General features: G+C 72.9%; 23 protein-coding genes, 1 pseudogene and 1 riboswitch. Of the genes and pseudogenes, 14 read left to right on the top strand and 10 right to left on the bottom strand.

Annotated elements, in window-relative coordinates; all coding sequences use genetic code 11:
* Window positions 1-12: 12 nt before the first annotated feature.
* A complete protein-coding gene (locus tag QK442_RS14040) occupies window positions 13-1,092 on the top strand; it encodes an endonuclease/exonuclease/phosphatase family protein (RefSeq protein ID WP_282694255.1) in 1,080 nt (359 codons plus the stop codon).
* 9 nt (window positions 1,093-1,101) lie between these two features.
* On the opposite strand, the gene QK442_RS14035 is transcribed toward QK442_RS14040, so the two are convergent.
* Window positions 1,102-2,028: an aldo/keto reductase gene (locus QK442_RS14035; RefSeq protein ID WP_282694254.1), complete on the bottom strand. Its 927-nt coding sequence runs from the start codon at window positions 2,026-2,028 to the stop codon at window positions 1,102-1,104.
* 249 nt (window positions 2,029-2,277) lie between these two features.
* Between QK442_RS14035 and QK442_RS14030 the strand changes: the two genes are divergently transcribed.
* The 9 genes and pseudogenes from QK442_RS14030 (at window position 2,278) to QK442_RS13990 (ending at window position 11,382) form a co-directional block, all read left to right on the top strand.
* A complete protein-coding gene (locus QK442_RS14030; protein ID WP_282694253.1) occupies window positions 2,278-3,264 on the top strand; it encodes a helix-turn-helix transcriptional regulator in 987 nt (328 codons plus the stop codon).
* Window positions 3,265-3,378: 114 nt separating this feature from the next.
* Window positions 3,379-3,642: a DUF3311 domain-containing protein gene (locus QK442_RS14025; RefSeq protein ID WP_282694252.1), complete on the top strand. Its 264-nt coding sequence runs from the start codon at window positions 3,379-3,381 to the stop codon at window positions 3,640-3,642.
* Window positions 3,639-5,243, top strand: coding sequence for a sodium:solute symporter family protein (locus QK442_RS14020; RefSeq protein ID WP_282694251.1), 1,605 nt, complete (start codon window positions 3,639-3,641; stop codon window positions 5,241-5,243). Before QK442_RS14025 ends, QK442_RS14020 begins: the two co-directional genes overlap by 4 nt.
* A gap of 79 nt (window positions 5,244-5,322) precedes the next feature.
* Window positions 5,323-5,922 (top strand): hypothetical protein, encoded by a 600-nt coding sequence (locus QK442_RS14015; RefSeq protein WP_282694250.1) that lies wholly within the window; start codon window positions 5,323-5,325, stop codon window positions 5,920-5,922.
* Window positions 5,923-5,941: 19 nt separating this feature from the next.
* A complete protein-coding gene (locus QK442_RS14010; protein ID WP_282694249.1) occupies window positions 5,942-6,442 on the top strand; it encodes a GNAT family N-acetyltransferase in 501 nt (166 codons plus the stop codon).
* Window positions 6,443-6,512: 70 nt separating this feature from the next.
* A riboswitch (cobalamin riboswitch) is annotated at window positions 6,513-6,670 on the top strand.
* Between the two features lie 129 nt (window positions 6,671-6,799).
* Complete coding sequence (locus tag QK442_RS14005; RefSeq protein WP_282694248.1) at window positions 6,800-9,169, top strand: ribonucleoside-diphosphate reductase subunit alpha; 2,370 nt, start codon at window positions 6,800-6,802, stop codon at window positions 9,167-9,169.
* On the top strand, window positions 9,166-10,188 hold the full coding sequence (locus QK442_RS14000; RefSeq protein WP_282694247.1) for a ribonucleotide-diphosphate reductase subunit beta: 1,023 nt from the start codon (window positions 9,166-9,168) through the stop codon (window positions 10,186-10,188). The genes QK442_RS14005 and QK442_RS14000 overlap by 4 nt, the downstream gene beginning before the upstream one ends.
* Window positions 10,189-10,587: pseudogene (locus QK442_RS13995) on the top strand (DUF2809 domain-containing protein).
* Window positions 10,588-10,920: 333 nt separating this feature from the next.
* Window positions 10,921-11,382 carry a hypothetical protein gene (locus tag QK442_RS13990; RefSeq protein ID WP_282694246.1) on the top strand — a complete coding sequence of 154 codons (462 nt, stop codon included), beginning with the start codon at window positions 10,921-10,923 and terminating at the stop codon, window positions 11,380-11,382.
* Window positions 11,383-11,492: 110 nt separating this feature from the next.
* On the opposite strand, the gene def is transcribed toward QK442_RS13990, so the two are convergent.
* The 8 genes from def to QK442_RS13950 all read right to left on the bottom strand — a co-directional run bounded on the left by def (window position 11,493) and on the right by QK442_RS13950 (window position 18,900).
* A complete protein-coding gene (gene def, locus QK442_RS13985) occupies window positions 11,493-12,143 on the bottom strand; it encodes a peptide deformylase (protein WP_282694245.1) in 651 nt (216 codons plus the stop codon).
* Between the two features lie 69 nt (window positions 12,144-12,212).
* Window positions 12,213-13,193 carry a hypothetical protein gene (locus QK442_RS13980; RefSeq protein WP_282694244.1) on the bottom strand — a complete coding sequence of 327 codons (981 nt, stop codon included), beginning with the start codon at window positions 13,191-13,193 and terminating at the stop codon, window positions 12,213-12,215.
* Window positions 13,194-13,272: 79 nt separating this feature from the next.
* Window positions 13,273-14,529, bottom strand: a complete 1,257-nt coding sequence (locus QK442_RS13975) for an HD domain-containing protein (protein ID WP_282694243.1) — start codon at window positions 14,527-14,529, stop codon at window positions 13,273-13,275.
* The gene (locus QK442_RS13970; RefSeq protein WP_282694289.1) at window positions 14,526-15,914 is read right to left on the bottom strand and encodes an HD-GYP domain-containing protein; all 1,389 of its coding nucleotides are present in this window, start codon (window positions 15,912-15,914) and stop codon (window positions 14,526-14,528) included. Before QK442_RS13970 ends, QK442_RS13975 begins: the two co-directional genes overlap by 4 nt.
* Window positions 15,915-16,034: 120 nt before the next feature.
* On the bottom strand, window positions 16,035-16,451 hold the full coding sequence (gene rsrA, locus QK442_RS13965) for a mycothiol system anti-sigma-R factor (protein ID WP_282694242.1): 417 nt from the start codon (window positions 16,449-16,451) through the stop codon (window positions 16,035-16,037).
* Complete coding sequence (locus tag QK442_RS13960) at window positions 16,448-17,104, bottom strand: sigma-70 family RNA polymerase sigma factor (RefSeq protein ID WP_282694288.1); 657 nt, start codon at window positions 17,102-17,104, stop codon at window positions 16,448-16,450. Before QK442_RS13960 ends, rsrA begins: the two co-directional genes overlap by 4 nt.
* A 262-nt stretch (window positions 17,105-17,366) precedes the next feature.
* The gene (locus QK442_RS13955) at window positions 17,367-17,999 is read right to left on the bottom strand and encodes an alpha/beta family hydrolase (RefSeq protein ID WP_282694241.1); all 633 of its coding nucleotides are present in this window, start codon (window positions 17,997-17,999) and stop codon (window positions 17,367-17,369) included.
* A gap of 46 nt (window positions 18,000-18,045) precedes the next feature.
* The gene (locus QK442_RS13950; protein WP_282694240.1) at window positions 18,046-18,900 is read right to left on the bottom strand and encodes an SOS response-associated peptidase; all 855 of its coding nucleotides are present in this window, start codon (window positions 18,898-18,900) and stop codon (window positions 18,046-18,048) included.
* A gap of 49 nt (window positions 18,901-18,949) precedes the next feature.
* Here QK442_RS13950 and QK442_RS13945 point away from each other — a divergent pair, with 49 nt between their 5' ends.
* The 4 genes from QK442_RS13945 (at window position 18,950) to QK442_RS13930 (ending at window position 22,449) form a co-directional block, all read left to right on the top strand.
* Entirely contained in the window at window positions 18,950-19,633 is a 684-nt protein-coding gene (locus QK442_RS13945; protein ID WP_282694239.1) for a M50 family metallopeptidase, read from the top strand.
* 20 nt (window positions 19,634-19,653) lie between these two features.
* The gene (gene aroA / locus QK442_RS13940) at window positions 19,654-21,012 is read left to right on the top strand and encodes a 3-phosphoshikimate 1-carboxyvinyltransferase (protein ID WP_282694238.1); all 1,359 of its coding nucleotides are present in this window, start codon (window positions 19,654-19,656) and stop codon (window positions 21,010-21,012) included.
* Between the two features lie 3 nt (window positions 21,013-21,015).
* Entirely contained in the window at window positions 21,016-22,026 is a 1,011-nt protein-coding gene (gene rsgA / locus QK442_RS13935; RefSeq protein WP_282694237.1) for a ribosome small subunit-dependent GTPase A, read from the top strand.
* Window positions 22,027-22,125: 99 nt separating this feature from the next.
* On the top strand, window positions 22,126-22,449 hold the full coding sequence (locus tag QK442_RS13930) for a multidrug efflux SMR transporter (RefSeq protein WP_282694236.1): 324 nt from the start codon (window positions 22,126-22,128) through the stop codon (window positions 22,447-22,449).
* Here the strand turns inward: QK442_RS13930 and QK442_RS13925 are convergent.
* Window positions 22,415-22,651, bottom strand: a complete 237-nt coding sequence (locus QK442_RS13925) for a hypothetical protein (RefSeq protein ID WP_282694235.1) — start codon at window positions 22,649-22,651, stop codon at window positions 22,415-22,417. The genes QK442_RS13930 and QK442_RS13925 overlap by 35 nt on opposite strands.
* Between the last annotated feature and the right edge of the window lie 43 nt (window positions 22,652-22,694).

Raw genomic sequence — 22,694 nt, 5'->3', positions numbered from 1 at the left:
GCGTTCCCGGTCGTGAATCCCCAGACGACCTTTCCGCGCCTGCTCGCCGTCGCCGTGGCGGGGTGGGCCCTGCTGGTGCTGCCGGGTCTCCTCCTCAGCGGGAAGTGGTGGCCGTGGCTGCTGCCGGACCTCGCTCCCCCGCCTCTCTTCCTCGCCGTGCCGCCGGCACTCCTCACCCTCTGCCCCGCGGTACGGGACCCGGTGCGGCGGCGGTGGCTGGCGGGCGCGCTGGTGGTGCTGCTGCTCGCCGGGGCGGGCCGGGCCGGGGTGCACTGGGGGGCGCTGCTGCCGGGCGGGGGCCCGGGGCCGGCGCCGGCGGGCGCGGTGCGGGTCTTCTCCTGGAACACGCTGTACTGGGACACCACCGACGACCCGGAGGAGTTCCACCGCTTCCTGCGGTCGAAGGACGCCGACGTGTACCTGCTCCAGGAGTACCTGGCGTGGGTGGACGGCACCCACACGGAGATCGACCGGCTGGCCCGGCTGCGCGCGGCCTTCCCCGGCCATCGGGTGGTGGTGCGCGGGGAGCTGGTGACGCTCTCGCGCTTCCCGGTGGTGGCCGTTCCCCCGGTGGGCCGGGGGCAGGCGGCGGACGACCGGTCGGTCCCGTGGCGGGAGCGGTTCGAGCGGAACAAGGTGCTGCGCACCGACGTGGACGTGCGGGGCCGGGTGGTCTCGTTCTACAACGTGCACATCCCGGTGCAGCTGGACATCGAGCGCGACTGGCTGAGCCGGGACTTCTACCGGGTGGTCCGGGACACCGACGCCGTGCGCAAGGAGCATTACGCGGCGCTGCTCGCGGACGCCCGGGCGAACCCGTACCCCCTGCTGATCTCGGGGGACTTCAACACGACCCCGGCGATGGGCGATCTCGACGGGCTGCGAGGCGCCTTCGAGGACGCGGCGTCGGCCTCGTCGTCGGTGCTGCCGGTGAGCTGGGACAGCGAGGGGCCGCTGCCCTTGTGGCGGCTGGACTGGACGTTCACGGGAGGGCCGCTGCGGGTGCACCGCTACGCGCTGACCGATCCGGCCGGGCTGTCCGACCACCGGGGCCAGGAGCTGCTGGTCTCTCCGGCTCCGGTGGCGGACTGAGCGGGACGGTCAGGCGCCGGCCTCGTCGAGGCGGCGGCGCTGCTCCGGGTCGAGGGTCAGCGTGAGCGCGTCCATGACCTCCTCGATCTGCTCGACGCGGCTGGCGCCGACGATCGGCAGGACGGTCGTCTCGCCGCCGAGCAGCCAGGCGAGCACGACCTGGTTGACGGTGGCGCCGAGTTCGCGGGCGGTCTCGGCGAGGGCGGCGAGCCGGGGCGGGGTGCCGGGGTGGTCGTACGCCTCGGGGATGCCGACCTCGGGCCGGGTGTAGCCGCCGGAGAGCAGGGCGCTGTAGGCCCAGATCGGGAGCTGCTCGGAACGGGCGTAGTCGAGGTGCTCACGGGTGACGTGGACGTGCGCCGGGGAGGGCAGGGCCTTGTCGAAGCGGGGCACCAGGTAGGAGTGACGGTTCTGGAGGTGGGTGTAGCGGGGGCGGTCGCCGGCCAGGCTGCGGGCGCGCTCGACCCGCCAGGCGGCGTGGTTGCTGGCGCCGAGCTCGCCGGCCTTCCCCTCCTCGACGAGGTCGGCGAGGGCGCCGACGGTCTCCTCCAGAGGGACGGTCCGGTCCTCGACGTGGGTCCAGTAGAGGTCGACGCGGTCGGTGCCGAGGCGGGTGAGGCTGTCGTCGAGGGCGGTCTTGACGGCCTTCTCGGAGAGGCCCTCCCACACGTCGGTGCCGGGGCGGGGGCGGGCGCCGCACTTCGTGGAGAGGACGAGGCCGTCGCGGTTGCCGCGGGCGGCGAGCCAGCGTCCGACGGTGGCCTCGCTCTCGTCGCCGGTGGCCCCGTCGAGCCAGTACGCGTAGTTGTTGGCGGTGTCGACGACGGTGCCGCCGAGTTCGGTGAAGCGGTCGAGGATCGCGAACGAGGTGGCCTCGTCGACGGTCGTGCCGAAGGGGAGGGCGCCGAGGACGACGGTGCGCCGCGGGATCGTCATGGGGCGTGGTCCTTTTCGCTGGAACGGTGGAAGACGGAAGGAGAAGAGAAGTCGAACGGGTGCTGGACTAGACCAACTCTCTCCATCTTGGATCACGAACTCCCGCCCCGCAGCGCTTCGTCGGCGCCGGCACCGCCGACCTGACGAACTCCCGGCACCCCCCCATTGGACTAGACCTGAAGACGGGCGGCAGCCTACGATCACCGCACGCACGCGACGCACACAGGCCATACCTGGGGGGATGACGCGTTGTTGGAGGCGCTGGGAATTCAGCGGTCCGCGGAGACCGTCTACCGGCTCATGCTGGAACGGCCCGAGGACGGGGTGGCGGAGCTGGCCGCCCGGCTCGACTGGACGGAGGACCGGGTCCGCGAGGCCATCGGGCGGCTCGCCGAGGCCCGCCTCGTCGCCATGGAGGACGGCGGCGACGACCCCACGCCCTTCAACCCCGAGGTCAGCTTCTCCTTCCTGCTCGCCCGCGCCGAGGCCGAGTTGAACCGGCGCCGCCGAGAGGTCGAACGGGCCGAGCGGGCGGTGGCCGACATCCTCGCCACACTCCCCGGGGGCCCCGGAGGAGGCGGCCCCACCCACGACGTGGTGGAGCGCGTGGTGGGCCTGGAAGCCGTACGCGACCGGCTCGAAGCCCTCGCCTCGGGAGCCCGCGAGGAGTGCCTCTCCCTCCTCGTGGGAGGCGCCCAGCTCCCCGACACCATGGACGCCAGCCGACCCCTCGACCAGCTCGCCCTGGAGCGCGGGGTCCGCATCCGCTCCGTCTACCAGGAGAGCCTCCGCAACGACCAGCCGACCGTCGACTACGTACGCTGGTACTGCGAACTCGGCGGCGAGGCAAGGACGGTGCCCGTCGTCCCGCTGCTCATGGTGATCGTCGACAGGGAGGCCGCGCTCGTCCCGGTCGACCCGGAGGACGGCCGGGCCGGCGCCCTCGAAGTACGCAGCCCCGGCCTCGTCCACGCCCTCGTCGTCCTCTTCGAGCGCCTGTGGGCGGTGGGCACCCCCTTCGGCGAGACACCCCGCCGCGACGCGCACGACCTCTCCCCGCAGGAACGGGAACTGGTCATGCTGCTTGGCATCGGCTGCACCGACGACATCGCCGCCCGGCGGCTCGGCGTCTCGCTGCGGACCGTGCGCCGGATGAGCTCGGAGCTGATGTCCCGGCTGGGCGCCCGCAGCCGCTTCGAGGCCGGCGCACGGGCGGTGAAGGAAGGCTGGCTCTGAACCGAACCGACGGCTCCCGCCATCCGTGAGGAGGTCGGGGGTTCCGCGAAGACGAAGGGTCCCCTACATTTCGTCGGCGTCAACCGGTGTGCAACGAGGGGACTCCCATTCACCATGTCACAGACCACCACAGGAAAAGCACCAGTCGTCACACCGGTCAGAATCGTCATCGCGCTCTGCCTGATCGCCCCGTTCGTCGCGATGCTGTGGGTGGGTTCGTACGCGAAGACCGAACCGCTTCTCGCCGGAATCCCGTTCTTCTACTGGTACCAGATGCTGTGGGTGCTGATCGCCACCGCGCTCACCGCCGTCGCGTACAAGCTCTGGCAGCGCGACCAGCGCGCCCGCCGCGCCGCCCAGGGGGGTGAGGGGCGATGAAGGACGTCAACGTCGTCGCGCTCTCCGTCTTCGTCTTCTTCTTCCTGGCCGTCACGGTCATGGGCTTTCTCGCCGCGAAATGGCGAAAGGCGGAGAACGAGAACAGTCTCGACGAATGGGGCCTGGGCGGCCGTTCGTTCGGCACCTGGGTGACCTGGTTCCTGCTCGGCGGCGACCTCTACACCGCGTACACCTTCGTCGCCGTCCCCGCCGCCATCTACGCGGCGGGCGCGGCCGGCTTCTTCGCCGTCCCGTACACCATCCTCGTCTACCCGCTGATCTTCACCTTCCTGCCCCGCCTCTGGTCGGTCTCGCACAAGCACGGGTACGTGACCACCTCCGACTTCGTCCGCGGCCGCTTCGGCTCCAAGGGCCTCTCCCTCGCGGTCGCCGTCACCGGCATCCTCGCCACGATGCCGTACATCGCGCTCCAGCTCGTCGGCATCCAGGCCGTCCTGGACGTGATGGGCGTCGGCGGCGGCGAGGACACCCACTGGTTCGTCAAGGACCTGCCGCTGCTCATCGCCTTCGGCGTGCTCGCCGCGTACACCTACTCCTCGGGTCTGCGCGCGCCCGCCCTCATCGCCTTCGTCAAGGACACCCTGATCTACCTGGTGATCGCCGTGGCGATCATCTACATCCCGATCAAACTGGGCGGCTTCGGCGAGATCTTCGGCGCGGCGAACGAGAAGTTCACCGCCAACAAGGTGGGCGGGCTCATCCCGTCGGAGGCCGGGCAGTGGACGTACGCGACGCTGGCGTTCGGCTCGGCGCTCGCGCTCTTCATGTACCCGCACTCCATCACGGCGACCCTGTCGTCCAGGAGCCGCGAGGTCATCCGCCGCAACACCACGATCCTGCCGCTCTACTCGCTGATGCTGGGCCTGCTCGCGCTGCTCGGCTTCATGGCGATCGCCGCCGGGGTCCAGGTCGAGAACGGGCAGCTCGCCATCCCGCAGCTGTTCGAGAACATGTTCCCCGCCTGGTTCGCGGGCGTGGCCTTCGCCGCCATCGGCATCGGCGCGCTCGTCCCGGCCGCGATCATGTCGATCGCCGCCGCCAACCTCTTCACCCGGAACATCTACAAGGACTTCCTCAAGCCCGGGGCCACTCCCGAGCAGGAGACCAAGGTCTCCAAGCTGGTCTCCCTCCTGGTGAAGGTCGGCGCCCTCGTCTTCGTCCTCACCATGGACAAGACGGTCGCCATCAACTTCCAGCTGCTGGGCGGCATCTGGATCCTCCAGACCTTCCCGGCCCTGGTCGGCGGCCTGTTCACCCGCTGGTTCCACCGCTGGGCGCTGCTCGCCGGCTGGGCCGTCGGCATGGTGTACGGCACGATCGCCGCGTACAACGTGTCGACGCCGAAGCAGAAGCACTTCGGCGGCTCCTCCGCCGAGATCCCCGGCATCGGCGAGATCGGCTACATCGGCCTCACCGCCTTCGTGCTCAACGTCCTCGTGACGGTGGTCCTCACCTTCGTCCTCAAGGCCGCCAAGGCCCCCGAGGGCGTCGACGAGACCTCGCCCTCGGACTACACGGCCGACGCCGGCGACGCCGGGGTCCGCACCGAGCTGCCGAAGGTCGGCGCCGGCAGCCACTGAGCCCCGCCGTACCATCCCACGGGCCGCCCGCCTCCCAGGCCGGGCGGCCTTGCCGCGTACCCACCACGGAAAGGCCCCCATGCGCCCCCGGACCGCGCCCCTCCTGCTGCTCCTGCTCGCCGTCACCGGCTGCGGCACCGTGACGGCGGGCGGCACACCCCCGCCGCCGCCCGACCGGAGCGCCCTGGAGGCCCGCGCCCGGCACGCCCAGATCCGTGTCGAGCACGTCTACGTCACCGAGGCCGAGGGGTACGCGCCGGCGCTCCAGTCCGCCGGGGTCGTCGGCGACGACGGCTTCCAGATCGTGTACGTACGCGAGGACGGCGGCGGCAACCTCACGCTCACCGCCGAACGGCGGCCCTTCCGCGCCGAGGAGTGCGTCGCGGGCCCCGCCAAGGGCGACTCCTGCGTGGCCGAGGGCGACGGCTGGTACCGGCGCACCGGCGAGCAGCACGCCTACCTGCGGAACGAGAACGGGCTCCGCGTCGAGGTCGCCGCCCCGCTCACCGTCCCCCGCGACCTCCTGCGGCAGGCGGCGGCGAAGGCCCACCGCGCCGACGACACCGAACTCGACGCCGTCCTGCCGAAGTCCACCGGCGGCGGCCCGCCCGTCGAGCGCGGCGACCTGCCGCCCGTCGGCGACGGGGCGCCGGACAACGCGGTGGGCGCGAGCGGCTGAGCGGGGCAGACTGCCGGACATGGACTTCACGATCAGGCCCGTACGGCCGGAAGAGTACGAGGAGCTGGGCGAGGTCACCGCACGGGCCTACCTCGACGACGGGCACCTCGACCTCGGCGAGGACGACGACTACCTGCACGTCCTGCGGGACGTGGCGCACAGGGCCGCCGAGGCCGAGGTGCTCGTGGCGGTGGACGACGAGGACGGGACGGTGCTCGGCGGGGTCGCCTTCACGGCCGGCGGGCGGGAGTACGCCGACATCGCCGTCGAGGGCGAGGCCGAGTTCCGGATGCTGGCGGTCGCCCACGCGGCGCGCGGCCGGGGCGTCGGCGAGGCGCTGGTACGGGCCTGCGTCGACCGGGCCCGGGCCCTGGGCAGTACGCGGCTCGTGCTCTCCACCCAGCCCGGCATGGTCCGGGCCCACCGGATCTACGAGCGCCTCGGCTTCGTCCGCACCCCGGAGCGGGACTGGTCGCCGGTCCCCGGCCTGCTCCTGCTCACGTACGCCCTGGAACTCTGAACGCGGAAGCCGGGAACGACCGGAGAAGCAGCCGGAGAAGCGACCGAGGAAGCGAGCGGGGACACAACATGTGGGGGGTGCCGAGATCGGCGCCCCCCACATGTATGCTCGTCCTCGCTGTCACCGCAGGGGAATCCGGTGCGAATCCGGAACTGTCCCGCAACGGTGTGCTTCATACGCTTTCGTACGAGGCGAGTCCGAGCACCTGCCGACAGCGCGCCCGGTCCGTCCGTTCCGGGTGCCGACGACGTCCGGGCCTCGCGGAATGGGCCGGTGGACACGGGCACTTCCGCGCGTACGGGTGCCCGCCCACCCCTCCCCGCCATGGCCCCGAACCGAGCGAGGGAGAGCCCCCACGTGACCATCGCGCCTGCGGGTCCGTCAGCCGCCGAGGCCACCGCGAGCGAGAGCGACGGCCCCGGGACAGTACTGCTGCGGACCCTGACCGACCTCACCGCCGACCTCACCGACACCGACCCCGGCCGGGTCGCCGCCGCCGCGCTGCGCGGCCGGCACGCCGGGTCGGACGAGGCGGAGCTGCGCGAACTGGCCACCGAGGCCGCCGCGGGCCTCATCGCGGAGGACCCCGCCTACTCCCGGCTCGCCGCCCGGCTGCTGACGCTCACGATCGCCGAGGAAGCGGCCTCGCAGGGCGCGGTCTCCTTCTCCGCCTCGGTCGCCACCGGCCACCGCGAGGGCCTGATCGCCGACCGCACCGCCGCCCTCGTGGCGCTGCACGCGGACCGGATGGACGCGCTGATCGACCCGGCCGCCGACGACCGCTTCGGCTACTTCGGCCTGCGGACCCTCTACTCGCGCTACCTGCTGCGCCACCCGATCACCCGCAAGGTCATCGAGACCCCGCAGCACTTCATGCTCCGGGTCGCCGCCGGCCTCGCCGAGGACGACAGCGCCCGCGCCCTGGACGAGGTGGCGGCGCTGTACGGCCTGATGAGCCGTCTGGACTACCTGCCCTCCTCCCCCACGCTCTTCAACTCGGGCACCCGCCACCCGCAGATGTCCTCCTGCTACCTGCTCGACTCCCCGCTGGACGAGCTGGACTCGATCTACGACCGCTACCACCAGGTCGCGCGCCTGTCGAAGCACGCCGGCGGCATCGGCCTGTCCTACACGCGGATCCGCTCGCGCGGCTCCCTCATCCGCGGCACCAACGGCCACTCCAACGGCATCGTGCCCTTCCTGAAGACCCTGGACGCCTCGGTCGCCGCCGTGAACCAGGGCGGCCGCCGCAAGGGCGCCGCCGCCGTCTACCTGGAGACCTGGCACGCCGACATCGAGGAGTTCCTGGAGCTCCGCGACAACACCGGCGAGGACGCCCGCCGCACCCACAACCTGAACCTCGCCCACTGGATCCCGGACGAGTTCATGCGCCGGGTGAACGCGGACGCCGAGTGGTCGCTCTTCTCCCCCGCCGACGTGCCCGAGCTCGTCGACCTGTGGGGCGAGGAGTTCGACGCCGCCTACCGCGCCGCCGAGGCCAAGGGCCTGGCCCGCAGGACGATGCCGGCCCGCGACCTGTACGGCCGGATGATGCGGACCCTGGCCCAGACCGGCAACGGCTGGATGACCTTCAAGGACGCCTCGAACCGTACGGCCAACCAGACCGCCGAGCCCGGCACGGTCGTCCACTCCTCGAACCTGTGCACCGAGATCATCGAGGTCACGAACGACGGCGAGACGGCCGTCTGCAACCTCGGCTCGGTCAACCTCGGCGCGTTCGTCGACACCGGGACCGGCGACATCGACTGGGACCGCCTCGACGCCACCGTCCGCACCGCCGTGACCTTCCTCGACCGGGTCGTGGACATCAACTTCTACCCGACCGAGCAGGCCGGCCGCTCCAACGCCAAGTGGCGCCCGGTGGGCCTGGGCGCGATGGGCCTCCAGGACGTCTTCTTCAAGCTGCGGCTGCCCTTCGACTCCGCCGAGGCCCGCGCCCTGTCCACCCGGATCGCCGAGCGGATCATGCTCGCCGCGTACGAGGCGTCCGCCGACCTCGCCGAGCGCAACGGCCCCCTCCCGGCCTGGGAGAAGACCCGCACCGCGCAGGGCGTCCTCCACCCCGACCACTACGACGTGGAGCTCACCTGGCCGGAGCGCTGGGCCGCGCTGCGCGAGCGCGTCGCCGCCGTCGGCATGCGCAACAGCCTCCTCCTCGCCATCGCCCCGACCGCGACGATCGCGTCGATCGCGGGCGTGTACGAGTGCATCGAGCCGCAGGTCTCCAACCTCTTCAAGCGCGAGACGCTGAGCGGCGAGTTCCTCCAGGTCAACGGCTACCTGGTGGAGGACCTCAAGAAGCTCGGCGTGTGGGACGCGCAGACCCGCGAGGCGCTGCGCGAGTCCAACGGCTCGGTACAGGGCTTCACCTGGGTGCCGGCCGAGGTCCGCGCGCTGTACCGCACGGCGTGGGAGATCCCGCAGCGCGGCCTCATCGACATGGCGGCGGCCCGCACGCCGTTCCTCGACCAGTCGCAGTCCCTGAACCTGTTCATGGAGACGCCGACCATCGGCAAGCTGTCGTCGATGTACGCGTACGCCTGGAAGCAGGGCCTGAAGACCACGTACTACCTGCGCTCGCGCCCGGCGACGAGGATCGCCCGCGCCGCCCAGGCCACCACCATCCCCGTCCAGCAGGCGACGCCCGACGCCGACGCCGTCGCCTGCTCCCTGGAAAACCCCGAGTCCTGCGAGGCCTGCCAGTGACCAGCCCGACCACCCGCAAGAACAACCTGCTCGACCCGGGCTTCGAACTGACCCTGCGGCCGATGCGCTACCCGGACTTCTACGAGCGCTACCGGGACGCCATCAAGAACACCTGGACGGTCGAGGAGGTCGACCTCCACTCGGACGTGGCGGACCTCGCCAAGCTCACCCCCGGTGAGCAGCATATGATCGGCCGCCTGGTCGCCTTCTTCGCGACCGGCGACTCGATCGTGGCGAACAACCTGGTCCTCACGCTCTACAAGCACATCAACTCCCCGGAGGCGCGGCTCTACCTGAGCCGCCAGCTCTTCGAGGAGGCGGTGCACGTCCAGTTCTACCTGACCCTCCTGGACACCTACCTCCCCGACCCGGAGGACCGCGCGGCGGCCTTCGCGGCCGTCGAGAACATCCCGTCCATCCGCGAGAAGGCGCAGTTCTGCTTCCGCTGGATGGACTCGGTGGAGAAGATCGACCGCCTGGAGACCCAGGCCGACCGCCGCCGCTTCCTCCTCAACCTGATCTGCTTCGCCGCCTGCATCGAGGGCCTGTTCTTCTACGGCGCCTTCGCCTACGTGTACTGGTTCCGCTCCCGCGGCCTGCTGCACGGCCTGGCGACCGGCACCAACTGGGTCTTCCGCGACGAGACCATGCACATGAACTTCGCCTTCGAGGTCGTGGACACGGTCCGCAAGGAGGAGCCGGAGCTCTTCGACGACGAACTCCAGCGGCAAGTCACGGACATGCTGAAGGAGGCCGTCGAGGCGGAGCTCCAGTTCGGCCGCGACCTGTGCGGCGACGGCCTGCCCGGCATGAACACCGAGTCGATGCGCGAGTACCTCCAGTGCGTCGCCGACCAGCGCCTCCAGCGCCTCGGCTTCGCCCCGGTGTACGGCTCCGAGAACCCCTTCGCCTTCATGGAGCTCCAGGGCGTCCAGGAGCTCACCAACTTCTTCGAGCGCCGCCCGTCCGCCTACCAGGTGGCGGTCGAGGGCTCGGTGGACCTGGACGAGGACTTCTGATTGCGGACGCGGCTCACGGCGTGCGCCGCCGCACTGCTCACCGTCGCCGCGGGCCTGGGAATCAGGGCCGCGGCGCCGGGCGTGGCCGCCAAGTAGGCGGGGGACGCCCTCTACACGATCCTGGTCCTGACCCTGGTCGTCCTGGTCGCGCCCCGCGTGCGGCCGGTCGTGGCGGCCGGGGTCGCCCTCGGGTTCAGCTGCGCCGTGGAGCTGTTCCAGCTGACCGGCGTACCGGCGGAACTGGCCGCGCGCAGCACCCTCGCGCGCCTCGTGCTCGGCACGACGTTCAACGCGCCGGACCTCTTCTGGTACGCGACCGGCGCGGCGGCCGGCTGGGCCGCCCACCGCGCCGTGGGTGCGCGCGGGGGCGAGGATCAGTCGTTGGGGACGACCCTGTAGCGCGGGGTGCCCTCCGTCATCTGGCGGAGCGGATCCCGGCCGTGAGCGAACCTCGGCGTGGCCGGGGCGGGCCAGCAGCGAGAAAGGCCGGACCTGGCGCGGGGGAAGCAGCTACCCGGGCGACCGTGCTCCGTCAAAGGATGTACCGGCAACTCCTCCGCGACTACGAGATGGTGGCGGGAGCGGCAGGCGAGACTGGACAGGTACCTGAAATCGATACCAGCCACCGAGCCGGGAGATATCGTGCCAGCTCTTCGTCTCCGCGCGTCCGCTCCCGCACCCGCATCCGGACGGAACCGGGCCTTGGCCCGGGCGCTGGGCGGTGGCCTGGTCATGGCTGTGGCACTCGGCGCAGGCACCGCGCTCGGTCCCGCGTCGGCAGACGCCCTCGGTGTCGGTGGCTTGCTCGCACGACTGATCCCGGCGGCATTGGTCACCGCGCTCGCCGTACCGCTGGTTCTTCGCTTCGCGAGCCCCGGCTCTCTCGGGTTCGGGAGTGCGACCCGGAGCGGGCGCGCCTTCCTCACCGGCGTGGGAGTGACGGCCACCGCGGCCGCGCTCGTCCTGGACGCGGGCACGGCCGGCGGCATGCTGCACTGGGGCCGTTTCGACCTCGCGTCCTTCGCCGGATTCCTCTCCTACGCCGAGGCAGAGACCCTTCCCTGTGCCACCGTCACGGCATGGAACGCCCTGACCGGCGACGGCCGTGGAATCCGGCGCGGGCGTCGTCCTCCCAAGGGCCGGACGGGCGGATGGTCACCGCCAGGTAGCAGAAGGAGGCGGCGGCAAGGGTGAGCAGGACCAGGGGGACCGCGAGGACGGTCCGGAGGCAGACGCGGTCGTCGTACGGGGAAGGGCCCCGCACCGTCGCCGGTGCGGGGCCCTTTCGCGTACGTACGGGAGCGTCAGTCGTTCGGGACGGTCTCGTAGCGCGGGGTGCCCTCCTCCATCTGGCGGAGGGCGTCCTTGCGGTCGCGCTTGGAGAGCTTGTCGATGTACAGGAAGCCGTACAGATGGTCCGTCTCGTGCTGGAGGCAGCGGGCGAAGTAGCCGGTGCCGCGGACCTTGATGGGGTTGCCGTGCAGGTCCTGGCCGTGGACCTCGGCGTAGTCCGGGCGGGCCAGGGAGGCGTAGGCGGTGGGGACCGAGAGGCAGCCCTCGTTGGAGTCGTCGAGGTGGCGCCGCTCGGCCGGCAGGTCGACGAGGACCGGGTTGATCACGTGGCCGGTGTGGCGGACGCCCTCGTCGTCGGGGCAGTCGTAGACGAAGACCTTCAGGCCGACGCCGATCTGGTTGGCGGCGAGGCCGACGCCCTCGGCGGTCTTCTGGCTGGCGAACATGTCGTCGACCAGGGCCGCGAGTTCGGGGCCGAACTCGGTGACGTCCTTGCACTCGTGGTGCAGCACCGGGTTGCCGACCACCGTGATCGGGCGGGAGGTGCCGCGCTCGCGGTGGGCGAGCTCGCGCGCCTCGCAGTCCTCCGTGTCCACGATGTAGCCGTCGTCGTCCAGGGCGTAGCCCGTGAAGATCTGCTCGCCCGTCTCCTGCTGCGCCATGTGCCGCCGCGCCTTCCTGCAAAACCCGATTCCGTCGGGGGACAGCCTACGGGGCCGGGACCGGGGGCCTCAGCAGACCTCTTCGAGATCACGCCACTCGCGGCTGTCCGGGCTGTCGGCCACCCAGCCGTCGAGGAGGCCGCGGACCAGGTCCGCCGGGGCGGCGATGCCGCACTCGCGCTCGGGCACCCACAGCTCGCCGGGCGAGCGGTGGCCGAGCGGGCCCGGGTGGCCGGGCTCGCTGTGGTCGTGCGGGTCGACGTGGTCGCCCTCGCCCTCGGCGCTGGGCATGGTCGACTCGGAGCAGGCCCGGCAGAGGAGCCGTACCGAGGACGACCAGTCCTCGGCGGCGAAGCCCGCCTCGGCGGCCAGCTGCTCCAGGGCGTCCCGGTCGGCCTCGGTGGCGGCCTCCAGGAGGACCACCCAGGTGGGGACCGGGGAGGGGGCCCACAGCTCGATCTCGTCGAAGACCGGGTAGGAGGGGCCCGCCGTGGTGGTGCGCTCGCCGTTGGGCACGCCGTCGTGGAGGACGACCTCGCCCCAGCGCCGTCCGGAGGAGGGCAGCGGGATGGAGAGGACCTCGATGCGGGCCGGGTCGAGCCTGCGGCCCCACACCACCTCGGCCTCGCCCTCCGGCGAGAGCCGCACGGCGGCGCTGCCGAGCTCCATCCCGGCGGGCTCACCGGTGCCCGCGGAGGCCCCGGGGACCTTGAGCCCGTACGCCTGCCAGGCACGGCGGGCCAGCGGCCAGTCCTGGAGGGCGGTGGCGGCGATGCCCACGTTCCACCAGTCGGGGGCGCCGGTCTCCTTGTCGAGCAGGGCCACGGCCCGCAGTCCGGCGGCCCGCGCCTGCTCCCAGTCGTGCCGGAACTTGTGCAGCAGCGCCAGGTTGAACCAGGACTCGGAGAGCCAGGGCTCCAGATCCGCCGCCCGGGTGAGCAGCGCGCCCGCGTCCTCGTACCGGCCGTCGCCGATCAGCGTGAACGCGCGGTCGGTGGCCTGCCGCCACGAGGCGGAGGGCCGATGCCGTACCTTCCCGAAGATCCTCACGATTCCCGCCTGCCGGTCGCTTCACCCTCTTGTTCGCATCCAACCATGCCGGGTCGGACGCGCGCTCATTACCCATGGGTTACCCCGTGGGGACGGAGGTCACCCCCGGGGTCCCGCCGCGGGCGAGGACCCTGGCCAGGCAGGCGACGACCTCCGGGTGGTAGTCGCGGGCGGTGCCGAGCCTGAGCTGTTCCAGGGCCTCCAGGGCGGCGGCCGCGCCCTCCCCCGCGAGGTCGTCGTAGGCGTTCACGGCGCGGACGATCCGGGCCGGGAGCGGCTGGTCGCGGTACGGGTCGGCCTGCCGCTCGACGATGTGGGCGACGGCCGCCGGGACGCCGGTCATCCGCACCACCTCGCCGCCGAGGAGCGCGATCCTGCGCTGTTCCTCGGCGGGCAGGAGGGCGGTGGCGCCGCCGGCGACCGGGTCGACGAGGGAGAGCTGGCCGATGTCGTGCATGAGCGCCGCGTACTCCAGGACGGTCAGCCGGTCGCCGCCGAGGCCCAGCTCGCGGCCGACGGCGGTGGAGAGGGCGGCGACCCGGCGGGCGTGGCCGGGCGGGGTGCAGCCGGCGATCTCGGTCGCCCGGGCGAGGGAGGCGATGGTCTGCCGGTTGACGGTGCGGACGGCCGCGTACCGCCGGAAGGAGACCTGGGTGAGCAGCAGCGGCACGGCGAGGACGGGCAGTGCCCACAGGCCGGCGGCGGCGACACCGAGGGCCATGACGACGCCGGTGGCGCAGACGGCGGAGCCGATGCCGAGGAGGGCTCGCAGTTCGTCGCGGAGGAGGGGGCCGTACGGGTACGCGGTGCGGGCGCGGAGCAGCAGGGCGGCGAGGACCGCGTCGCACAGGCCGGTCAGTCCGAGGACGAGGAGCAGGAAGAGGACGTAGGGGGCGCCGAGGCCGAGGTGGCCGGTGAGAGCGTCCGACTTGTAGAGCGGCTGGAAGCAGAGGGCGGCGAAGCCGACGGTGAGGACCCGACGGGCGAGCTGGTCGCGGTCGGGGCCGTGGCCGCGGGCGGTGTGGGGGACGATCCCGGCGAGCCCGCCGGCGACGGTGACGGCGACGGTCTGGAGGACGCCGTGGGTGGTGGCGGCTCCGGCGTCGTGGCCGAGGAGGGCGTAGGCGAGGGCTCCTGCGGCGGCGAGCGGGGCGGGTTCGCGTTCTCCCGGGCGGGCGCCCCGGCGGGCCAGTTCGCCCAGCGCGATGAGGGCGCCGAAGGCGAGGGCGTTGCCGGGTTCGGCGACGCCGTGCCAGAGGGTGCCGACGAGGCCGGCCAGGGCGAGGAGGAGGGCGGCGGTGTGGACGGCGCCGACGGTGACCGCCCCCGGTCTCATGCGGGCTCCTTGGGCTGGGCGGCGGAGGTACGGGGCGCGGGGACCTGCGCGCCGGGCCCGGCGGGTTCGTCGGCGGTGACGGCCGGCTTCCGGCAGAACCTGCCGAGGGCGCGGGTGAGCGCGTCGACCATCCGGGGGTCGAAGTGGCTGCCCGCGCACCGCTCCAGTTCGGCGAGGGCGGTCGCGACGGGCCGGGCACGGCTGTAGGAGCGGGTGGAGGTCATGGCGTCGAAGGCGTCGGCGACGGCGACGATCCGGGCGCACTCGGGGATCTCCTCGCCGCGCAGCCCGTACGGGTAGCCGCTGCCGTCGATCCGCTCGTGGTGGTGGAGGACGGCCTCGCGGGCCTCGCCGAGGAAGCCGATGCCGCGGATCATCTCGTGGCCGTACTCGGGGTGGAGTTCGATGATCCGGCGCTCCTCGGGGGTGAGCGGGCCGTCCTTGCGCAGGACGCGGGTGGGGACGCCGAGCTTGCCGACGTCGTGGAGGATGCCGGCGAAGCGGACGGTGTCGAGGCGGTCGCCGTCCATGCCGAGCTCACGGGCGATCAGGACGGAGGCGTGGCCGACGCGTTCGCTGTGGCCGCGGGTGTAGCTGTCCTTGATGTCGACGGCCTGGACGAGGGCCCGGATGGTGGACTGGTGGGCGGCGCGCTCACGGTGGTACTGGGCGAAGACCCAGCAGGAGAGGTACATGGGCAGCAGGACGAGGAGGGCGGCGGCGGGGCCGTACGGGCTGCGCCAGAGGACGGCCATCATGAGTCCGGCGAGGCCGTGGACGAGGTGCGGGGCGAGGGCGCGGCCGAGGTGCCCGCGCCGGGCGGCGCGGAGCGGGAGCCCGTCGGCGAGGGCGCGGACGCCGGTGTCGAGGGCGGTGAGGACGAGGCAGAGGACGAGGGCGGCGCCGAGGGCGGCCGCCAGGGCGCGGGGGACGTCGGGGGCGCCGGGTCCGGTGGCGAGGGCGGCGGGGGCGTGCAGGGCCGCGGCGGTGTGGGCGGCGGCCCAGGTGGCGAGGGCGGTGGCGGCGGTGCGCCAGGTGCGGCGCCAGCCGGCGGGGGCTTCGTCGACGCGGGCGAGGAGGCAGCCGGGGAGGGCGGTGAGCGCGGCGGCGGCCGGGGGCAGCAGCAGGGCGGCGGCGAGGAGGACCGGGAAGAAGGAGCCCGCGCCCACGGGGACGGAACCGCCGGAGCCACCGGAGCCGCTGGGGAAACGGCCGAGGAGGCGGCAGCGGGCGGGCAGCTCGCCGAGCGCGTACAGGGCGGCGAGGAGTCCGGCCGTCGCCCAGGGGGTGGGCGACGGGGGGAGAAGTGCGGGCAGGGCGCACGCTCCGGCGCCGAGGGCGGCGCAGAGGATGTACGCGCGGGCCGTTCGCGGGAGGGGCTGCACGACCGTCACGCGGTCACGCTAGCGAGGACGGCGGCCGCGGGAGGCGGGCCGCCGTCCGTTCCTACCATCGGGTGATACAAGCTGACCGGTGCGCGAGGAGGGGTCCGCACACCCGCGCGGTCACTCCGGGGTGGCCGGGGCCTGGGGGGCCGGGCTCTCCGGGGTGACGGCGGCCTCCTTGGGCGGGGTGTTCTCCGGGTGGAAGGCGGCCTTCTCCGGGAGGACGGTCTCCGGGGTGAAGGCGACCTCCGGGGCGGCCGCGTCCTGTCCGGGGACCAGCTGCCCGGCGCGGATCAGGTCGATCCGGCCCATGACCTTGGCGCGCAGGTCGGTGGGGACCTCGTCGCTTCCGCAACAGCGCTTGACGAGCTTCTTCACCGCCTGCTCCAGGCCGTACTTCTCCAGGCACGGGGAGCACTCCTCGAAGTGCACCTCGAACTTGGTGCAGTCGCTGTCGGGCATCTCACGGTCGAGGAACTCGTAGAGATGGTCCAGGACTTCCGCGCAATCCGTCTCGTGCGGCTCTCCGCAGCTCATGAGTCCGCGCCTTTCCGATCCTGGGACGACTCCCCGGCGCCGGCCGGGACGAGGCCGCGCTCGCGGGCGTAGTCCTCGAGCATGCCGCGGAGCTGGCGGCGGCCCCGGTGCAGCCGGGACATCACCGTACCGATGGGTGTCCCCATGATGTCGGCGATCTCCTTGTAGGCAAAGCCCTCGACATCGGCGAGGTAGACCGCGATGCGGAACTCCTCGGGGATCGCCTGGAGCGCTTCCTTCACGTCCGAGTCGGGGAGGTGGTCGAGGGCCTGCGACTCGGCGGAGCGCAGACCGGTCGACATGTGCGACTCGGCGCGGGCGAGCTGCCAGTCCTCGATCTCCTCGGCGGCGCTGCGCTGGGGCTCACGCTGCTTCTTGCGGTACGAGTTGATGAAGGTGTTGGTGAGGATGCGGTACAGCCACGCCTTGAGGTTGGTGCCCTCGCGGAACTGGTGGAAGGAGCCGTACGCCTTCGCGTAGGTCTCCTGCACGAGGTCCTCGGCGTCCGCGGGGTTGCGCGTCATCCGCAGCGCGGCCGAGTACAGCTGGTCGAGGTAGCCGAGGGCGTCCCGTTCGAAGCGCGCGTTGCGCTCCCCGGTCGTCTCCTCGGGGCCGTCGTCGGTCCCTGTGTCGGTCCCAGTGACCGGACCCACCTCCTCCAGCGCGGTGACGGGGCCGGTGCCGGACCCGCTCGTCTCGGAGGATAGACGAGGAACGGCTCCGCCCGCCGCCCGAATAGGGGCGGCCTTGGGGGCGGGCAGAACGGTCCAGTCGAGCTCCGCGGACCTGGCCCGCTCCGGGCAGATGGTCGAACCCATGCGACGGACTCCCTCTCTCGCTTCTCACACCGACGCCCAGCACAACAGCGCTGCCCGCCGCCGCATTCCCGGGGCGGCGGCGGGGCCCGGGCGGGGTTCAGCCGAGGCCGTCGAGCCAGTCGCCGACCGCGCCGGTGACACGGGCGAGGGCCTCGTCCTGGCCGAGGGGCGCCCGCTTGGGGACGGCGAGGCCGTGGTCGCCGTACGGGATCCCGACGAGCCCGTACGGGCCCTCCGGGAACTCGTCGGGTCTGCCGAAGGGGTCGTTGCCGCCCTGGACGACGAGGGTCGGCAGGCCGGTGGAGAGGAGTTCCCCGGCGCGGGAGCGCTCGGGCCTCCCCGGGGGGTGGAGGGGGAAGGCGAGGGCGAGGACGGCGGCGGCGCCGAGTTCGGCGGCGGTGCGGCAGGCGACCCGGGCGCCGGCGCTGCGGCCGCCCGCGACCACCGGGAGGCCGGGCGCGGCGAGGGCGGGCCAGAGGCCGCGCCAGGCGGTGTCGAGGGTCTTCGGGGCGGGAGCGACCTTCTTGCCGGCGACCCGCCAGGGCTGCTCGACCAGGGCGACGGTCACCCCGCGGGCGGGCAGGGCGGCGGCGAGGGCGGCCAGGTCGCGGGCCTCGATGCCGCCGCCGGCGCCGTGGCCGAGGGCGAGGACGCGGCGGGGCCGGACGGCGGTGTGCCAGGTGATACGGGCCTCACCCGCGTCGGTGGGGACGGTCTCGGTCTTCGTCACGTCCCCATCCTGCCGTCCCCCGCCGCGCCCGCCCCGGACACCGGCCTCAGAACAGCGTGCCGACCTCCGGACCCTCCAGCTCGGTGAGCAGCTCGGGCCCGTTGTTGCGGACGTTGCTGACCGCGGTGGAGACCGGGTAGGCCCGCATCAGGCCCTCCGGCGGCGGGGCGAGCAGGGCGCGCAGTTCGTCGAGGCCGGTGGTGGCCGGGTCGAGCCAGGCGTCCCAGCGGTCCTCGGTGAGCATCAGCGGCATCCGGGGGTGGATCTCGGCGAGCGAGCCGGGGCCCTCGGCGGGTGCCACGCCGAGCGGTCCGGTCTCCGCCTCGGTGGTGATCACCGAGCAGGTGGCCCACCAGGCGTTCGGGTGCTCGGGCGGCAGGGTGGGGTCGCGCCAGAACTCGTAGAGGCCCGCCATGGCGAAGACCGAGCCGTCCGCCGGGGTCACGAAGTACGGCTGCTTGCGGGGCCGCTTCTTCTTCCCCTCGACCTCCAGGTCGCGCTCGGCGGCGCCGGTCACCCACTCGTAATAGCCGTCGGCGGGCACGATGCAGCGGCGGGACCGGAAGGCGCGTTTGAAGGACGGCTTCTCGTGCAGGGTCTCGGCCCGGGCGTTGATCATCCGGGCGGCGCCCTCCGGCGACTTCGACCAGGACGGGACCAGTCCCCAGCGCAGGGTCCGCAGCTGGCGAACCGGCCGGGGCGTCTCCGCGTCTTTCAGAGGGCGTTCGAGGACCGCGTGGACCTGTTTGGTGGGGGCCACGTTCCAGTCCTGGTCCAGGGTCTCCTCCGGCTCCCTCCCCCAAGTTCTCGACTTCGCTCGAACAGGGGGGACCCCCATCTCCACGTCGAAGATCTCCACGAGCTCCTCGGGGGACCGGCTCGCCGCAAAACGTCCGCACATACGTGCCACACTGCCACGATTCCCGATCCCGAGAGGAGCGGACCGGAGGATGGACCTCTTCAGCCCACAGGCGGCGCCCGCCGAATGGCTGGTGATCGCCACCGGGGTGGCCGCCCTCGCGGTCACCGTGCCCCGCCGGATCTGGCTGTTCGCCAGGAACGCGATCACCATCGCCCACGAGGGCGGTCACGCCCTGGTCGCGCTCGCCGCCGGCCGCCGTCTGCAGGCGATCCGGCTGCACTCGGACACCAGCGGCCTCACCGTCACCCGGGGCCGCCCGACCGGTCTCGGCGTCGTCCTCACCCTGGCCGCCGGCTACACGGCGGCCCCGCTGCTCGGGCTCGGCGGGGCGGCGCTGCTCGGCGCGGGCCTGGTGGCCGTGCTGCTGTGGGTGGCGACCGCGCTGCTCCTCGCCATGCTGGTGATGGTGCGCAACGCGTACGGGATCCTCAGCGTGGTCCTCACCGGCGCGCTGTTCGTCCTGGTGTCCTGGCTGGCCGCGCCGGAGGTCCAGGCCGTCTTCGCCTACGCGGTGGTGTGGTTCCTGCTGCTCGGCGGGGTGCGTCCGCCCTTCGAGCTCCAGGCGAAGCGGCGGCACGGCGGGGCGCCCGATTCGGACGCCGACCAGCTGACCCGGCTCACCCATGTGCCCGCCGGGGTGTGGCTGGCGTTCTTCCACACGGTGTCCCTCTGCTGCCTGATCGGCGGCGCCACCTGGCTTCTCGGTCTCTGACACCCCCGTACAGTGAGGGCATGACCGCAGCCTCCCCCGCGCACCCCGATCCGTCGCAGCCCGCCGCCCCCGTCGGCCCGGACCTCTGGCCCGCCCCGTACGCGCGCGGCCCCGTCGACGCGACCGTGACCGTGCCCGGCTCGAAGTCGGTCACCAACCGTGCCCTGGTGCTCGCCGCGCTCGCCGCCGAGCCGGGCTGGGTGCGCCGCCCGCTCCGCTCCCGCGACACCCTCCTGATGGCCGAGGGCCTGCGCACCCTCGGGGTGAGGATCGAGGAGGGCGTCGGCCCCGACGGCACCGGTGAGGCGTGGCGGATCATCCCCGCCCCGCTGCGCGGCCCCGCCGCGGTGGACGTCGGCAACGCGGGCACGGTCATGCGCTTCCTGCCGCCGGTCGCCGCCCTCGCCGACGGCCCGGTCCGCTTCGACGGCGACCCCCGCTCCCACGAGCGCCCGCTGCACGGCGTGATCGACGCGCTGCGCGCGCTCGGCGCCCGGATCGACGACGAGGGCCGCGGCGCCCTGCCGATGACCGTGCACGGCGCCGGCGGCCTGGACGGCGGGACGGTCGAGATCGACGCCTCCTCGTCCTCGCAGTTCGTCAGCGCCCTGCTGCTCTCCGGAGCCCGTTTCAACCAGGGCGTGGAGGTCCGGCACGTGGGCGGCCGGCTGCCGTCGATGCCGCACATCCGGATGACCGTGGACATGCTGCGGGCGGTGGGCGCGAAGGTCGACGAGCCGGAGCACGGCGGGGAGCCGGACGTGTGGCGGGTCACCCCGTCGGCGCTGCGCGGCCGGGACCTGGTGATCGAGCCGGACCTGTCGAACGCGCAGCCGTTCCTGGCGGCGGCCCTGGTCACCGGCGGCCGGGTGACGGTGCCGGACTGGCCGGCCCGTACCACCCAGCCGGGCGACGAGCTGCGCCGGATCTTCACCGAGATGGGCGGTTCCTGCGAGCTGACGAGTGCGGGGCTCACCTTCACCGGCACCGGCCGGATCCACGGCATCGACGTGGACCTGGGCGAGGTCGGCGAGCTGACCCCCGGCATCGCGGCGGTCGCGGCCCTCGCCGACTCCCCGTCGACCCTGCGCGGGGTGGCGCACCTGCGGCTCCACGAGACCGACCGGCTGGCCGCGCTCACCCGGGAGATCAACGGGCTCGGCGGCGACGTCACCGAGACCGAGGACGGCCTGCGCATCCGTCCCCGTCCGCTGCGCGGCGGCGTCTTCCACACGTACCACGACCACCGGATGGCGACCGCGGGCGCGATCATCGGGCTCGCCGTGGAGGGCGTGGAGATCGAGGACGTGGCGACCACGGCGAAGACCTTGCCGGACTTCCCGGGGATGTGGACCGAGATGCTCGGACTCGGAGCCTGAACCATGCGGCGTTACGGCAGGCACACCGACGAGGACGACATCCGCCAGCGGCCCAACCGCAAGGGCACCCGGCCGCGGACCTCCATCCGCCCGAAGCACGAGGACGCCGTCGAGGGCATGGTCCTCACCGTGGACCGGGGCCGGCTGACCTGTCTGGTCGAGGACCGGATCGTGGTCGCGATGAAGGCCCGCGAGCTGGGCCGCAAGGCGGCCGTGGTCGGCGACCGGGTCTCCCTGGTGGGCGACCTCTCCGGCGAGAAGGACACCCTGGCCCGGATCGTACGGATCGGGGAGCGGAGCTCGGTGCTGCGCCGTACGGCCGACGACGACGACCCGTACGAGCGGGTGGTGGTCGCCAACGCCGACCAGCTCGCGATCGTCACCGCGCTCGCCGACCCCGAGCCGCGCCCCCGGCTGATCGACCGCTGCCTGGTGGCCGCGTACGACGGCGGCCTGGAGCCCTTCCTGGTGATGACCAAGTCGGACCTGGCCCCCCCGGAGAAGCTGCTCGAACTCTACGGCGACCTGGACATCCCGCATGTGGTGGTGAACCGGGAGGAGCTGTACGACGGCGGGGCCGCGGACCGGGTGCGGGAGCATCTGGACGGCCGGGTGACGGCCTTCGTCGGCCACTCCGGCGTCGGCAAGACGACGCTGGTGAACGCGCTGGTGCCGGAAGACAAGCGGCGGAGCACCGGACTTGTGAACGCGGTGACGGGGCGTGGCCGGCACACCACCACCTCGGCGCTGGCGCTGCCGCTGGACGAGGTGGACGGCTGGGTCATCGACACGCCGGGCGTGCGTTCCTTCGGTCTGCACCACGTCGACCCGTCGCGGGTCATCCACGCCTTCCCCGACCTGGAGCCGGGCACGGAGAACTGTCCGCGCGCGTGCAGCCACGACGAGCCGGACTGCGCCCTGGACGCCTGGGTGGCGGAGGGGCACGCCGATCCGGCGCGCCTGTTCTCGCTGCGGCGGCTGCTCGCCACCCGGGAGCGCCGCGAGGGCGACTGATCCGCCCGGGCGGCGGTGAGGTGTTTACGCCTCTCCCCAGGCCGGTAAGGACATAACCGCACAAGTGCGATGAATCCGAGCGGGTGGGAGGCAGGGACGATGGCGTGGCTGCTGGTGGTGGTCGCGGGGCTCCTGGAGACGGGTTTCGCGGTCTGCCTGAAGCTCTCGCACGGGTTCACCCGGCTGTGGCCGACGATCGCCTTCGCCTGTTTCGCCCTCGGCAGCTTCGGTCTGCTGACGCTTGCCCTGAAGAAGCTCGACGTGGGTCCGGCGTACGCGGTGTGGACGGGGATCGGGGCAGCCGGCACCGCCATCTACGGCATGGTGTTCCTCGGCGACCTGGTCTCCGTGCTCAAGATCGTCTCGATCACCTTCGTCATCGTGGGCGTCATCGGTCTTCAGCTGTCCGGGTCCGCCCACTGAGCCGCTCGTGGCGGAGGCCGACCGCGCCGACGGCCACGGAGGCGGCGAAGAGGACGCCCGCGGCCACGTAGCCCACGAGGGTCTCGGTGAACACCAGAGCGAGCAGGACCGGGATCAGCGTCATGGTCCCGGCCCTGGACGAGGCGAAGGCGTCCGCGCGCAGGACGAGGCGCAGGAACCGTGAGGGCGTGGCGTCGGTCATGGGTTCTCCCTGTGCGGTACGAGAGGGGGGCCGGCCGACCACG

The organism is Streptomyces sp. CC208A (genome assembly GCF_030010625.1).
Taxonomy (GTDB): domain Bacteria; phylum Actinomycetota; class Actinomycetes; order Streptomycetales; family Streptomycetaceae; genus Streptomyces.
Note: the sequence above shows the minus strand (reverse complement) of the source record. Positions and strands in the feature narration are given on the sequence as shown.

Excerpts from the sequence above, each read along its gene's own strand:
- QK442_RS14015 (WP_282694250.1), top strand. The coding sequence starts at position 5,323 with ATGCGCCCCCGGACCGCGCCCCTCCTGCTGCTCCTGCTCGCCGTCACC.
- QK442_RS13945 (WP_282694239.1), top strand. The coding sequence starts at position 18,950 with ATGGACCTCTTCAGCCCACAGGCGGCGCCCGCCGAATGGCTGGTGATC.
- def (WP_282694245.1), bottom strand. The coding sequence starts at position 12,143 with ATGGCGCAGCAGGAGACGGGCGAGCAGATCTTCACGGGCTACGCCCTG.
- QK442_RS13975 (WP_282694243.1), bottom strand. The coding sequence starts at position 14,529 with ATGAGACCGGGGGCGGTCACCGTCGGCGCCGTCCACACCGCCGCCCTC.
- QK442_RS14035 (WP_282694254.1), bottom strand. The coding sequence starts at position 2,028 with ATGACGATCCCGCGGCGCACCGTCGTCCTCGGCGCCCTCCCCTTCGGC.
- QK442_RS14020 (WP_282694251.1), top strand. The coding sequence starts at position 3,639 with ATGAAGGACGTCAACGTCGTCGCGCTCTCCGTCTTCGTCTTCTTCTTC.
- rsrA (WP_282694242.1), bottom strand. The coding sequence starts at position 16,451 with ATGAGCTGCGGAGAGCCGCACGAGACGGATTGCGCGGAAGTCCTGGAC.
- QK442_RS14010 (WP_282694249.1), top strand. The coding sequence starts at position 5,942 with ATGGACTTCACGATCAGGCCCGTACGGCCGGAAGAGTACGAGGAGCTG.
- QK442_RS13990 (WP_282694246.1), top strand. The coding sequence starts at position 10,921 with ATGGCTGTGGCACTCGGCGCAGGCACCGCGCTCGGTCCCGCGTCGGCA.
- QK442_RS13930 (WP_282694236.1), top strand. The coding sequence starts at position 22,126 with ATGGCGTGGCTGCTGGTGGTGGTCGCGGGGCTCCTGGAGACGGGTTTC.
- QK442_RS13925 (WP_282694235.1), bottom strand. The coding sequence starts at position 22,651 with ATGACCGACGCCACGCCCTCACGGTTCCTGCGCCTCGTCCTGCGCGCG.
- aroA (WP_282694238.1), top strand. The coding sequence starts at position 19,654 with ATGACCGCAGCCTCCCCCGCGCACCCCGATCCGTCGCAGCCCGCCGCC.
- QK442_RS13950 (WP_282694240.1), bottom strand. The coding sequence starts at position 18,900 with ATGTGCGGACGTTTTGCGGCGAGCCGGTCCCCCGAGGAGCTCGTGGAG.
- rsgA (WP_282694237.1), top strand. The coding sequence starts at position 21,016 with ATGCGGCGTTACGGCAGGCACACCGACGAGGACGACATCCGCCAGCGG.
- QK442_RS14025 (WP_282694252.1), top strand. The coding sequence starts at position 3,379 with ATGTCACAGACCACCACAGGAAAAGCACCAGTCGTCACACCGGTCAGA.